This window comes from Helicobacter sp. MIT 21-1697 (assembly GCF_026241255.1).
In the GTDB taxonomy this organism is placed as follows: Bacteria; Campylobacterota; Campylobacteria; order Campylobacterales; family Helicobacteraceae; genus Helicobacter_C.
This window is the reverse complement of sequence record NZ_JAPHNC010000003.1, coordinates 76640-88666: the sequence shown is the minus strand read 5'-3', so window position 1 is coordinate 88666 and position 12027 is coordinate 76640. Positions and strand designations below refer to the sequence as shown.

Here is a 12027-nt window from a genome sequence, read left to right as displayed (position 1 = left end):
TTATTCCTTTGTGCCATATCGTTCAAAGTATGTTTTCTCAATCTCATAAAGCTCGTATCTTAGCTTTTTAAAATCAGCAGTATCGCCAAAATGTGGAGCAAGTTTAGTATATTCCTCCAAAACCCGTGCGCTTTCTTGAGCTCGTTTAAAATTTGCCATAACTAAATGGGCAAGATTCTCGCGTTGCAATTCATCAGGCATACTTCCTTTTGCTACATCGCCACTTACATTACGATAAGAAAGCAAAGAAATGTGTGAAGAGATTTTTATATGATGTCGGAGATTCTTTAATGATGTGGAGAGCAAAACATCATTATGAAAATAACGGAGAGTATCCTCAATCACTCGGATACCCTCTTTTAAACGATTGAGATTAGCATCTATAACTCTACCAATCTCCATTGTGGCAACCTTTAGTCGCGATTTGCTAAACCAATAAGCGAAAGTAAGCTTACAAAAATATTGTAAAAATCTAAATAAAGGCTAATTGCTGCATCAACAGGGCTTGCATAAAGTCCGCGAATAATGTTTTGTGTATCATAAGCTACATACAAGCTAAAGAGTATTGCTGCCGCACCAGAAATCAGCACTTGAAACATAGAGCTTCCAAGAAACATATTTACAAGTGAGCACACAACTACAACAATCAAAGCGATAAAGAGCATTTTGCCCATATTTGCTAAATCTTTTGATGTTTTAATACCAAAAATGCTCATAACACCAAAAATAATTGTAGTCATCGCAAATGCCATAGCCACTGCACCAGCACCCGCTTTAAATGCTACCATTGCTACAAGAGGCGTAATCGCTAAACCTGTAAGCGTGGTAAAGATAAAAAGCATAGCAATATTTAAGCCCGGCTTAGAACGTGAAAACATCAAACCAAAAAGTGCAGCAATTTCAGCAATGAAAATCAACATACGATTTTCAAACACGAGTTGAAGATTGTAAAACCCAATCATTGCCCCAATGAAAGCAAAAAACAAACTCGCACCAAAAAATTTGTAAGTTGTCTTTACAAAATTTACTAATGCACTATCGCGCTCTGCTACTGCTTCATTTGCAAACTGCGCTCCATTAGTGTAATTTCTATCATAAAGTCCCATTATTTTCTCCTTGTAATTGAAAATTGAAGTGGTATTCTACCACAATTTACTAACGAAGCAAAAAATTTTCCATAAGGGTTAAAAAAGCTTTGCTCCTTAAGCTAAACCACAGAATCTACTCTTTGAGCATTTTCTCATTTGGATAAACAAAATTTGTTTTGCGTTCAACAAAAATACGCTCTTTATCATCTGTAGCAAAAGCGCGGATAATAATATCATAACTGCCTTTTTGCAAAATCTCATCTGTGCGGAGTGTTACAACCTTTTTCTCCTTTTTGCCTGCTTTGACTTTAAATGGTGCTTTTGGCGTAATAATCTTTAATGAATGAGCAATATCATTCCCTTTGACATCAAACACTTCAAAATACATTTCGTGGTCATTTACATCTGTATTGTGAAAGAGCATCGTATAGTGATTATCCACGATATGATGACTTCTTACCTCATAAAGCTCTGATGTGCGGTTGATATTAAGCAACATACTCTCTTTGGTGGTGCTCATAAAAAGAAGAAGTGCAAACACAAGAGCTAGGATTATTACATAGCCAATTGTCCTAAATCGCAAGAAACGCACCTTGAGCGCATTATCAAGCGAAGCTGAAGATTTCCATATCACAAGTGAGGCTTTGCCAAGCTTGCCCATTACTTTTGCACAAGCATCGGCACATTCAAGGCAGTTGATACATTCAAGCTGCATACCCTTTCTAATATCAATATGCGTAGGGCAAACTCTCACACAAGCAAGACAATTTGTGCATTCATTATTTGAATCTTGCTTTTGGGGTGCAAGCGCAAACTTCATACCTTTTGTATCATACACTGCCCCACCGCGTTTATAATTATAAAGAGCCATAAGCGTATCATTATCATAAAGCACACTTTGCACACGACAATATGGACACATATAAATACAAAAATTTTCTTGTATATAAGCAATATCTAGGATAAAAAATAGCCCAAATCCAAGCCAAAATCCAAGTAATATCTGATGATTGAGCGGGTCGCTTATATAGGCAAAAAAATCACTCGGAGGCGTAAAGAAAAACATCAAATTCGCTGATGCCACAAGGCAAAGTACAGCGATAATCAAAAATGCTAAAACTGCTTTAATTTTATTGCCAAAGGTGCTTAAGTCCATTTTTTCTTGTTTATTAGAAATCTTTTTGCGCAAACCAAAAATCTTTGTCTGCAATAAATCCCTATACAGCACACGAAAAATTGTCTGCGGACACGCCCAGCCACACCAAATACGCCCTGCAAGAGTAGTCATAAAAAAGATTCCCACAAACATAAGGATAAGCAAAAATGGCATAAGATAAAGCTCTTGCATATCAAATACCACCCCCATAAGATGTAATTGCTTATGGTCAAATGAAAGCAAAAAAAGTTGATTCCCATTGATTTGAATGAAAGGAAATATCAACAAGAATAAAGTTGCTATACTATACACAATATAGCGCTTGATTCTGTAATTTTGAGTGTTATTTTGCATCTAATTCCTCCTAAAAGTTATGTCTCCAACAATAAAAGCACAAATTATAAAGTGTTTTAACTTAAAAATTACTCTAACTTTTATCTTATAAAATCTAGTGTAGAATCATTTTTTAAAATTAATCCAAAGTTTTAAAAGGAATGTTATGCTTCAAACTATCAACCTTTCAATGCGCTATGCGACAAAAAAGCTTTTTGAAAATGTCAATATCAAGCTTGATGCACACAAACGATATGGGCTTATTGGCGCAAATGGCGCGGGTAAATCCACATTGCTTAAGATTCTCTGCGGTGCATATGAAGCAAGCAGTGGAGAAATTGTGATTGAAAAAGGTTTAAAAATGGGTGTATTGGGGCAAGACCAATACGCTTTTGAGGAGCTAAGCCTAAAAGATGCTGTCCTTATTGGCAATCAACGCCTTTATGATGCAATCAAGCGCAAAGAATACCTCTATGAAAATGGTGATTTAAGCGATGAAAAAGTCAATGAAGAGCTCGGTGAGCTAGAAATGATATGTGCCGAAGAAGACCCAATGTATGAATGTGATGTGATAATAGAGAAAATTTTAGAGGACTTGGGCTTTGAAAGTGCTGTGCATAATGAACTAATGAAAACGCTCACAGGTGGGGATAAATTTAAGATTCTCCTTGCACAAGTACTTTTCCCAAAGCCAGATATTTTACTCCTTGATGAGCCGACAAACAACCTTGATTTGCATTCTATCGCGTGGCTAGAAGAGAATCTAAAGCGACACGATGGCACACTTGTAGTCATCAGCCACGATAGGCACTTTTTAAATAGCGTTTGCACTCATATTTTAGATATGGATTTTGGCTCTGTGCGTGAATTTAGCGGTAATTATGATGATTGGTATATCGCAAGTACTTTACTTGCTAAGCAACAAGAAATGGAGCGCAACAAAAAGCTTAAGGAAAAAGAGGAGTTAGAATCTTTTATCGCACGATTTTCGGCAAATGCGAGCAAAGCAAAACAAGCCACCAGCCGACAAAAACAACTTGAAAAACTTGATATTCAAAGTCTCGCAGTCAGCTCAAGGCGAGACCCAAGCATTGTTTTTAAACCAAATCGCTCCATTGGCAACGAAGCCCTAGAGTGCGAAAATATTTCAAAGAGTTATGGCGATTTGTGTGTGCTAAAAAATGTGAATCTTAAAATCTTGCCCGGTGATAAAATCGCTATCATCGGCGCGAATGGCGTAGGCAAATCTACATTGTGCAAGATTCTAGTAGAGGAGCTCGCGCCAGATAGTGGCACAATCAAATGGGGTGCAACTACACAAAGAGGCTACTTCCCGCAAAATGTGAGTGAGGAGATAAAAGGAGAGGAGAGCCTATATGAGTGGCTTAGAGGCTTTGATAAGAAAAAAGAGAGTGGTGAGATACGCAATGCGCTTGGGCGAATGCTTTTTAGTGGAGAGGAGCAAGAAAAGCCTATAAATGCGCTTAGTGGAGGTGAAAAACATAGAATGGTGCTCAGCAAACTTATGCTTGAGGGAGGGAATTTCTTAGTGCTTGATGAGCCGACAAATCATTTAGATTTAGAATCCATTATCGCGCTTGGCGAGGCGCTCTATAAATTCAGCGGAAATGTGATTTGTGTAAGCCACGATAGAGAGCTTATTGACGCGTATGCGAATAGAATCATTGAAATTATTGCAGATTCTGATAATAAAGGGGCTAAGATTATTGATTTTCGTGGCAGTTATGAGGAATACATAGAGGGAGGGAAAAAATAATGTTTCACATTGTCTTTAGCAGCGATGAAAACTATATCAAATACTTAAGCGTTCTTTTAACGAGTATCATTAAACACACAGATACAAGCAAAGCTTTTAGAGATTATATGGGGGGGGGGGCAAAGTGAAAACTATCAAAGCCCACAACATCAGGAGAGCGAGGGCTATATCTTTCATATCCTAAGCAATGCACTCTCCCAAGAGTGCCAAGACAAACTTCAAACCTTACAAAAACAACTCTCTTTGACTTATCCTTGTGAGATTCACATTCATTTTGTTGATGAAAGTGCCTTTGTGGGCGTCCCTAAATGGGGATTTGAAAAGGAGCAAAACTACTGCGCCTACTATCGCCTTATACTTTCACAATATATCCCACAAGATGTGGCAAAATGCCTTTATTTAGATGTGGATATGCTTGTTTTATGCGATGTGCGAGAACTTTTTGCGATTGATTTAGGAGAGTGTATCGCGGGGGTAAATGAAGCATATCCTGCAAATAATATTTTGCGCGATGAGAGCTTTATTTTAGAATCTACAAGCGCGCATAAAGATTCTGTGGGATTTGATATAGGGAAAGCCCATATACCTTATTATTTTTGTTCGGGGCTTATGCTCTTAAATATGCCACTCTATCGCGCGAATAATATAGAATCTCAATGCTTGGCATTTTTGAAAGCGTATGTGCCCTTGTGCGCTGACCAAGATGCGCTCAATGTCGCCCTCAATGGCAAGATAAAGATTTTACCCCCAGAATATGGACTAGCAATGCACTTCCTGTGCCACCTTGATAACAACAAGCTTAGCCAAGATTACACAAAAGACTACTTTGAGATTTTGCCACTTACCAAAATCGCTCATTATAATGCGTGTGCAAAGCCTTGGAAAAGCCCAAAAGAACATATCACATCTCACAACAAGCTTGTTTTCTTCCACCCATATTATAAGCAATGGTGGGATATAGCACTGCAAACGCCACTTTTTGCACAAGAGCTAAAAGGCATACAAAAGGCGCATAAGGATTATATCGCCATTGGTTTAGCCCTTATGTATTTTGCCTGCAAAGTCATCATCAAAATTATCGTGCCAAAAAAGATGTTGGATTGTATGAAAACAATTCTCCTTTGTTGTTATTCAAAGTAGGAGTCAATGGTTTTAAAAAACTCGTCTAGGGTTTTCTTTGGTTGCTCAAAGAATGTATAAACCCCTACATCACCTTTATAATCATATCTCGTTTTAGACTCGCTCACACAAACATCTTGGGCTATTTTAAACTTCACTGCTCTAAGCTTTTTCGCATATTCTATAAATTCTTGTCCTATTTTCTCATCTAGTTTTTTAAACTTTTGAACATACCCGTAAGCTTCAACTTCTTTAGCCATAGCTGTTATAGGTTTATCCGATATTGCATATTTACCAGATTCATAGACTAACACTTCTATCGCACCACTACTTCTCCCTGTGTCGTATAAAGAGTCCTTTAACAAACTTTTAACAGGTAAGGGGCAGACATAATTAGTTCCTGTTCCATAAGAGCCATCTACCTTGTCCATAGTTATAGTCTCCCACTCTACCTCATCAGCTTTCAAGTTAATGAACAGCACTCCAATTAGCCCTAAAGTTAAGATTAGTTTTTGCATTGTTTGCTCCTTTATAGTTTGTGGTTCTGTTATACCTTGTTGCGTTTATTTTAGTTTAGATGAGATTCTATACGCTTTTTAAGGCAACACGATTGCACCAAGTAGGACATAGGGGAGATATTCCGCACTATAAATATGATAAGTGTCTTGCTTATCTGTCTTAATGCTCGGGCGTAAATCAAGGGCGCTCACAAGCACACCCACATCTTGCTTGAGATATTCTCTCGCTTGGGATTCTAGCATACTCGCCACATCGCGCGGGATAGAATCTAACTCACTCAAATCCTCTACAAGTTGCTCTTTTTTACAAAAGATATTGACACTTATAAGTGCGACTCTCACGCCTTCAACCGCCTTGCCACTCTCTATTAAAGCATTAATATCGCGAAGTTGCTTTAATGCGTCTTGTATGCGTTTTTTGTTTCTTACATCAAACTCCCATTTCGCATTCAGATTTTTGCTCACATTGATCCAACAATGCTTAGATTCTATCCACATCTCAAGCTTAAAATCCTCTGTCGCACACCAAAAGTCAATAGAGCGTCTCTGCTGCTTTTTTCTATCATCTGTGTCATCTGTATCTGGGTGTAAATCCACATCTTTACAGCCAAATCCATACTCGCTAATGACATAAGGCGTCTGCAAAGAGAGTGCCATAGCGATAGTAGCGGAATTGCTACGCTCGTTTCTCGCAATAGGGTAAGTTTCGTGTGCTTTTTCTCTAATCTGAAGGTTAATGTCAAAAATATGGCGTGAAAGAGTATCATAAAAGCCCTTAAACTTCCTGCCACCCTCTTTCATCAACCTATCGCTTTTATAGTAAGAATCCTCAAACCGATACTCATAAAGCTTCTTGCCATTAAATCGTTTGTCAATGTCGTAAGTGTATTTCATTTTTGCTCCTTTGATGTAGTTTTGTCATTGCTTTTATTCCACTATGCGACACTCTGCTTCTGGCTTGTCTTTGATAAACTTATTTACATAAGTAATACTTGATTTTTGATGAACTTGTGCGCGCTTTTCTAAAGCATCAATACTAAAGTATTCCCTATTTATTTTAATGCCTTTATCAGTATTATTATTTCTGACATAGCCAGACCCTTGTTTAGTGACTCTAAGAGGAGTAGCAAATGCTCTTTTAACTTCAGGATATTTGTAAAAATTATAAGACATTGGTATTCCAACTAGAGTCCCTTCTCGTTTAGATTCTTCATCTAAATATTTGAATATTTGAATAAAAGGAATATTTTGCCTCCTTAGTGCTTCAGTCGCCAAGTCATTATTACACACTAACTGACTATCCTTATAAGGTGCTGGATAATAGGCAAATAACTCCCCATCTTTAACTGGTTCATTAATAAAATCCTTAAAAAAAGGTTCTTTATTTTTATCTAATTTGGAGTAATCTGTGCTATCTCCACCTCCACATCCTACAAAAATTGCTGCAGCTACAAATAATGCTGTTCTCGTAAGCATTGTCTTCTCCTTAGATTTCATATAGATTAAGAGTAAATTTATTCCTTTTGGGTGTTATGCTTCTTCTTTAAACCGAACTTCAACTTCACTTTTAAAGTTACACTTTTGACATTCTAGTCCAACAAGTTTGCGTCCTACTCGGTAATTTTTATAACCATTTCCAGAGTTATTTTTTTCTCTCGCTATACTTTCTGTAAGTGTTTTTTCATTTATTATTTCTGTGCAGAAACTCTCGCCACATTGCGGACAAGCCGAACCTTTTAGGCAATAATTCTTAAAAATGCGATAAATTATAAAATAGGATATGATTAAAAACATAACTCCACCTATAATTCCTGCTTTCACCTCAGAAATCCCAATATTCTTTACAAATTCGCTTTCACTTGAAAAAATAGTAGTAACAATACCAGCAACTATAGACAAAACCAATGCCAAAACGAATGCTCTTAGAATAACATCTATCTGTTTAGCTGAACGCAATTTATGTTCAACATCATTCCCGCTATTCCCCAAAAAATTGGTAGAAAATTTAAACAAATATGCAACTATAAAGTTCATATTTATGTCTCCTTTGTTTAAAAATGAGCAAAATTATATGAAATCAATACTTAAATTACTCTTTTTCAATAATTTATTGATTAGAATTATTGAATATTTATAAATGTAAGAGTAAGCAATGAAAGTTGTAGAGAGAATAAATGAGATTTTGAAAGAGAAAAACCTAAGTAAAAAAGAGCTTGCACATCGCTTGATTGACTTAGGTTTGCGCGCAAATAAAACAGGAGAGAGCCCTACAATCTCAAGCATTTATGCTTATCTCAATGGCAATATTGATTTAAAAGCCGATATGTTGCCTTTTATCGCTGATGCACTCGGTGTATATGAACAGGAGCTTTTTAGTGAAGATTCTAAGAGAATCTTGCGCAAATTTTATCTGCAAAATCCCATTTTTGCCAAATACAGCCATATTGTAGAACTCCTAGAATACATCAGTCCAAAATCCCTTGAAACGCTTGAGAGGACGCTCACAAGCTATAAACACAAAACACAAGAACTGAATCATATTATTGAAAAGATATAATTTGGAGTTTTATTTTTGAATCCAAAAAAGCCAACAAAAAGCGTAGAAAAAGTGGCGGAGCGGACGGGGCTCGAACCCGCGACCCCCTGCGTGACAGGCAGGTATTCTAACCAGCTGAACTACCGCTCCATAATTTGAATATAAGCAGATTCTAAAACAAAATGGTGGTCGCTATAAGACTCGAACTTATGACATCCACCTTGTAAGGGTGGCGCTCTACCAACTGAGCTAAGCGACCAAAACCTGAAGCTTAAAAAAAGAACAAAAATAAAAGTGGTGACCCCGAGGGGACTCGAACCCCTGTAGCCACCGTGAAAGGGTGGTATCCTAACCGCTAGATGACGGGGCCACTTTTATCTTTGGTGGTGACCCGTGTTGGATTCGAACCAACGGCCCATTCCTTAAAAGGGAATTGCTCTACCAACTGAGCTAACGGGTCATCTGCCTTTATTCCTTAATGCCCTTATATGCTTTGACACAAAGGAGCGACATTATAATGAGTTTGGCGTAATTTGTCAAGAGCAATGAAGCAGAGCGATTAACATCTCAAGTGCCTTAGCACAGCTTTGAAATTGCACCAAATGCCTATCACCCTGAAAATGGCAATATTCTATTTGTGCTTGTTCTCCTTTGCGCTGCACACCGATATACACGCTTCCTATGGGCTTTTGAACACTCCCTCCACTTGGACCAGCGATACCACTTGTCGCCAATGCTATATTTGCATTGCTTTGAAAGAGAATCCCTGCACACATCTCCCTCACCACAGGCTCACTCACCGCACCATAGAGTTTCAGATTCTCTTCACTCACACCAAGCCAAGAGGCTTTGATAGCATTTGCATAAGTTATCATCGCGCCATCAAGCACCGCTGAAGCGCCATCAAGTGCAGTAAAATGATAGCTCAAAAGCCCACCTGTGCAGCTCTCTGCTATGCCCACCTTTAATCCTTTGTTTTGAAGTAAAATAAGTGCGTTTTGGGCTAAATCTGTGCATATATCTATGCTCTTTTTTGTGTAATTTGGCTTCATTTGGTAACTCCTTGAATACAAAATGCCTTAATATTGCCGCATATTTTTAAAAAATATGCTAATATGCTAGGAATTTAAAACCAAAAGGAGGGTAAATATGGGAAAGCAAGAAAGACAAATTGTCATTAGACCGGAAAGCGAGGGCAATATTCGGGAGATTTATAAATCCAAAAATGGGCGTATGAAAGAGGATTTTTATCTTGAGGAGCTGACAAAACTTCAAATAGAACTTCTTAAACTACAAAATTGGGTAAAAGACACAAACCAAAAAATCGTCATCATTATGGAGGGGCGCGATGCAGCGGGTAAGGGTGGCACAATCAAGGCTCTTACAAGCCATATGAATCCACGAGGTTGCCGTGTAGTAGCACTAAACAAACCTACTGAAACAGAAAAAACAGAATGGTATTTCAAACGCTATATTACCACACTGCCAAGCGGTGGAGAGATTGTTTTTTATGATAGGAGTTGGTATAATCGCGCAGGAGTAGAAAGAGTAATGGATTTTTGCACACAGGAGCAATATAAAGAGTTTATTACGCAAGTCTCTAATCTTGAACAAATGCTTATAGCAAGTGGCACGATGATTTTTAAATATTTCCTTGATGTTGGACGAGATGAGCAAAAACGCCGCATTTTACGCCGCAAAACTGACCCTCTTAGAATGTGGAAACTAAGCCCTATTGATGGCAAATCTCTTGATTTGTGGGAACAATACACTGAAGCATTTGAAAAAATGTTTGCCCGCACACATACGCATATTTGCCCTTGGACGATTGTTAATACCAATGATAAAAAACGCGCACGATTAAATATTGCACGCGATATTTTAAGCAAAATTGATTATGAGGGTAAAGACCAAACTGCTGTGTGTCTTTTGCCAGATCCAAGCATTGTTTGGGCTTATTCACAACGTCAATCAAACAACGATATGGACCCTACAAAAGAGGTTCAAAAACAGCTTAAAGAAGCCAAACAAGCCGAAAAAAAGGCAAAAAAAGCTACAAAAGAACTAAAAGAAAAAGCTAAACTTGAAAAGACTGCAAAAGAAGAAACTAAGGCTGAAAAAGTGAAGAGTGAATCTAAACTCAATAAAACTACTCCTGCCAAAATAGTAACCAAGCCCACAAAAACAGAAAGCAAGGCTACTTCAACGACTACTAAGGACGCCTAAGATTCCCAAATTACAAAATCCCTCTCAATAAAAGCCTATACTGGGCTTTTATTGCATAAATCGTAGTAAATCTTTATTCATTTACATTTTTATATAACACACGCATTATAATTCCTCCGCAAAACTCACATTAAGGAACTTCTATGAAAAAACAATTTGTATTACTTTTGATAACAAGTGTTTTACAAGCAGCTCACTGGGGCTATGATATAGATGATGGACCAGACAAATGGGCTTCTCTTAGTCCAAACTATACCCTTTGCAAAAATGGCAAACACCAATCCCCTATCAATATCACTCGCTCTCGCACTATGAACACAGATAATTACCTCACTCTCGCATATAAAACAGAAAAAGGAGTAGCAAAAAATATTACAAACAATGGGCACTCTGTGCAAATTAATTTTCAAAATGGTGGCGAAGTGAGTTTTAAAAACATTCACTATTCCCTCGTGCAGCTGCATTTTCATACTCCTTCTGAAATGCAGATTGAGGGCAAAATATTTCCAATGGAAATGCACATCGTGCATCAAAATAAAAAAGGTGATACTCTTGTCATCGCAGCACTTTTTGAAGAGGGAAAAGAAAATCCCTCACTTCAAAAGATTATTGATTCTATGCCTACAAAAACAAATCAAAGCAAGTCCTTTAGCACACTTGATATGAATGGCATTTTGCCTGAACAAAGCGGATATTACGCCTTTGATGGGAGCTTAACCACGCCACCTTGTAGCGAAAATGTCCAATGGGTAGTATTTCAAAATCCCACTCAAGCTTCCAAAAGACAAATTATGGCGTTTCAAGCAATCCTCCACCATAATGCAAGAGATGTGCAACCTCTTGATAATAGGGTCATTGAGATTGCTCCTCCTCAATTAAAATAATCAAGATTCTCTAATGTATTTTAAAATACAATGCCTTTTTCAAAAGGAGATACTATGCAACTCAAAGGTAAAAACAATTTAAGCCTCGCTACACCTGTATATGCAGCTGATTTAGATGAAAGTTTTTGTATTATTGATATGCGTTACCCCGAAGATTATGAACTTTGTCATATCCATAATTCACATCAGCTCAACAATCCTTATGATGTCTATGCGCTTGCAAAAAAACACCCCGATAAAAAATGTGTGCTTGTGTGCTACTCTGGGCATATGGCAAGCATTCTAGGCACGGAGCTTGTGCAAGAGGGACTAAAGAATATATATTTTTATGATGATGAGTTTGCTACACTTGAGAATGCAAATATCCAACTCATCACCAAATAATGCTAT

At 37.6% G+C, this 12027-nt stretch carries 15 protein-coding genes and 4 tRNA genes; 7 read left to right on the top strand and 12 right to left on the bottom strand.

Annotated elements, in window-relative coordinates; all coding sequences use genetic code 11:
• The 3 genes from OQH61_RS03985 to ccoG form a co-directional block, all read right to left on the bottom strand.
• Positions 1-402: a thiamine-phosphate pyrophosphorylase gene (locus tag OQH61_RS03985; protein WP_266025998.1), complete on the bottom strand. Its 402-nt coding sequence runs from the start codon at positions 400-402 to the stop codon at positions 1-3.
• 11 nt (positions 403-413) lie between these two features.
• Positions 414-1106 (bottom strand): Bax inhibitor-1/YccA family protein, encoded by a 693-nt coding sequence (locus OQH61_RS03980; RefSeq protein WP_266025997.1) that lies wholly within the window; start codon positions 1104-1106, stop codon positions 414-416.
• A gap of 115 nt (positions 1107-1221) precedes the next feature.
• On the bottom strand, positions 1222-2598 hold the full coding sequence (ccoG, locus tag OQH61_RS03975) for a cytochrome c oxidase accessory protein CcoG (RefSeq protein ID WP_266025996.1): 1377 nt from the start codon (positions 2596-2598) through the stop codon (positions 1222-1224).
• A gap of 145 nt (positions 2599-2743) precedes the next feature.
• On the opposite strand from ccoG, the gene OQH61_RS03970 reads away from it, so the two are divergent.
• From OQH61_RS03970 to OQH61_RS03960, 3 genes are read left to right on the top strand one after another with little or no spacing between them, the layout of a single operon-like run.
• Positions 2744-4354, top strand: coding sequence for an ABC-F family ATP-binding cassette domain-containing protein (locus tag OQH61_RS03970; protein ID WP_266025995.1), 1611 nt, complete (start codon positions 2744-2746; stop codon positions 4352-4354).
• A complete protein-coding gene (locus tag OQH61_RS03965) occupies positions 4354-4482 on the top strand; it encodes a hypothetical protein (protein ID WP_266025994.1) in 129 nt (42 codons plus the stop codon). Before OQH61_RS03970 ends, OQH61_RS03965 begins: the two co-directional genes overlap by 1 nt.
• Positions 4436-5494 (top strand): glycosyltransferase family 8 protein, encoded by a 1059-nt coding sequence (locus OQH61_RS03960; protein ID WP_323054031.1) that lies wholly within the window; start codon positions 4436-4438, stop codon positions 5492-5494. Before OQH61_RS03965 ends, OQH61_RS03960 begins: the two co-directional genes overlap by 47 nt.
• Here OQH61_RS03960 and OQH61_RS03955 read toward each other — a convergent pair.
• From OQH61_RS03955 to OQH61_RS03940, 4 genes are all read right to left on the bottom strand, one after another.
• Complete coding sequence (locus OQH61_RS03955) at positions 5482-5991, bottom strand: hypothetical protein (RefSeq protein ID WP_266025993.1); 510 nt, start codon at positions 5989-5991, stop codon at positions 5482-5484. The two genes, OQH61_RS03960 and OQH61_RS03955, sit on opposite strands and share 13 nt — an antisense overlap.
• A gap of 78 nt (positions 5992-6069) precedes the next feature.
• A complete protein-coding gene (locus OQH61_RS03950; protein ID WP_266025992.1) occupies positions 6070-6885 on the bottom strand; it encodes a hypothetical protein in 816 nt (271 codons plus the stop codon).
• 33 nt (positions 6886-6918) lie between these two features.
• On the bottom strand, positions 6919-7467 hold the full coding sequence (locus OQH61_RS03945; protein WP_266025991.1) for a hypothetical protein: 549 nt from the start codon (positions 7465-7467) through the stop codon (positions 6919-6921).
• A gap of 54 nt (positions 7468-7521) precedes the next feature.
• On the bottom strand, positions 7522-8025 hold the full coding sequence (locus OQH61_RS03940) for a hypothetical protein (RefSeq protein ID WP_266025990.1): 504 nt from the start codon (positions 8023-8025) through the stop codon (positions 7522-7524).
• Positions 8026-8143: 118 nt separating this feature from the next.
• Between OQH61_RS03940 and OQH61_RS03935 the strand changes: the two genes are divergently transcribed.
• A complete protein-coding gene (locus OQH61_RS03935) occupies positions 8144-8548 on the top strand; it encodes a helix-turn-helix domain-containing protein (RefSeq protein ID WP_266025989.1) in 405 nt (134 codons plus the stop codon).
• 52 nt (positions 8549-8600) lie between these two features.
• Here the strand turns inward: OQH61_RS03935 and OQH61_RS03930 are convergent.
• The 5 genes from OQH61_RS03930 to OQH61_RS03910 all read right to left on the bottom strand — a co-directional run bounded on the left by OQH61_RS03930 (position 8601) and on the right by OQH61_RS03910 (position 9579).
• A tRNA-Asp gene (locus OQH61_RS03930) sits at positions 8601-8677 on the bottom strand.
• Positions 8678-8710: 33 nt separating this feature from the next.
• Positions 8711-8786 (bottom strand) — tRNA-Val (locus tag OQH61_RS03925).
• Positions 8787-8822: 36 nt separating this feature from the next.
• Positions 8823-8897: transfer RNA gene (locus tag OQH61_RS03920), tRNA-Glu, on the bottom strand.
• A gap of 14 nt (positions 8898-8911) precedes the next feature.
• Positions 8912-8987, bottom strand: a tRNA-Lys gene (locus OQH61_RS03915).
• A gap of 76 nt (positions 8988-9063) precedes the next feature.
• Positions 9064-9579, bottom strand: a complete 516-nt coding sequence (locus OQH61_RS03910) for a CinA family protein (protein WP_266025988.1) — start codon at positions 9577-9579, stop codon at positions 9064-9066.
• 97 nt (positions 9580-9676) lie between these two features.
• Here OQH61_RS03910 and ppk2 point away from each other — a divergent pair, with 97 nt between their 5' ends.
• From ppk2 to OQH61_RS03895, 3 genes are all read left to right on the top strand, one after another.
• Positions 9677-10753, top strand: coding sequence for a polyphosphate kinase 2 (gene ppk2, locus OQH61_RS03905; RefSeq protein ID WP_266025987.1), 1077 nt, complete (start codon positions 9677-9679; stop codon positions 10751-10753).
• A 143-nt stretch (positions 10754-10896) separates the two neighbouring features.
• Positions 10897-11637 (top strand): carbonic anhydrase, encoded by a 741-nt coding sequence (locus tag OQH61_RS03900; protein ID WP_266025986.1) that lies wholly within the window; start codon positions 10897-10899, stop codon positions 11635-11637.
• 54 nt (positions 11638-11691) lie between these two features.
• Entirely contained in the window at positions 11692-12021 is a 330-nt protein-coding gene (locus OQH61_RS03895; protein ID WP_266025985.1) for a rhodanese-like domain-containing protein, read from the top strand.
• Positions 12022-12027 lie beyond the last annotated feature (6 nt).

Bases quoted from the DNA above. Each gene is read 5' to 3' on its own strand.
- OQH61_RS03985 (WP_266025998.1), bottom strand. From the start codon at position 402: ATGGAGATTGGTAGAGTTATAGATGCTAATCTCAATCGTTTAAAAGAG.
- OQH61_RS03980 (WP_266025997.1), bottom strand. From the start codon at position 1,106: ATGGGACTTTATGATAGAAATTACACTAATGGAGCGCAGTTTGCAAAT.
- ccoG (WP_266025996.1), bottom strand. From the start codon at position 2,598: ATGCAAAATAACACTCAAAATTACAGAATCAAGCGCTATATTGTGTAT.
- OQH61_RS03970 (WP_266025995.1), top strand. From the start codon at position 2,744: ATGCTTCAAACTATCAACCTTTCAATGCGCTATGCGACAAAAAAGCTT.
- OQH61_RS03965 (WP_266025994.1), top strand. From the start codon at position 4,354: ATGTTTCACATTGTCTTTAGCAGCGATGAAAACTATATCAAATACTTA.
- OQH61_RS03955 (WP_266025993.1), bottom strand. From the start codon at position 5,991: ATGCAAAAACTAATCTTAACTTTAGGGCTAATTGGAGTGCTGTTCATT.
- OQH61_RS03950 (WP_266025992.1), bottom strand. From the start codon at position 6,885: ATGAAATACACTTACGACATTGACAAACGATTTAATGGCAAGAAGCTT.
- OQH61_RS03945 (WP_266025991.1), bottom strand. From the start codon at position 7,467: ATGCTTACGAGAACAGCATTATTTGTAGCTGCAGCAATTTTTGTAGGA.
- OQH61_RS03940 (WP_266025990.1), bottom strand. From the start codon at position 8,025: ATGAACTTTATAGTTGCATATTTGTTTAAATTTTCTACCAATTTTTTG.
- OQH61_RS03935 (WP_266025989.1), top strand. From the start codon at position 8,144: ATGAAAGTTGTAGAGAGAATAAATGAGATTTTGAAAGAGAAAAACCTA.
- OQH61_RS03910 (WP_266025988.1), bottom strand. From the start codon at position 9,579: ATGAAGCCAAATTACACAAAAAAGAGCATAGATATATGCACAGATTTA.
- ppk2 (WP_266025987.1), top strand. From the start codon at position 9,677: ATGGGAAAGCAAGAAAGACAAATTGTCATTAGACCGGAAAGCGAGGGC.
- OQH61_RS03900 (WP_266025986.1), top strand. From the start codon at position 10,897: ATGAAAAAACAATTTGTATTACTTTTGATAACAAGTGTTTTACAAGCA.
- OQH61_RS03895 (WP_266025985.1), top strand. From the start codon at position 11,692: ATGCAACTCAAAGGTAAAAACAATTTAAGCCTCGCTACACCTGTATAT.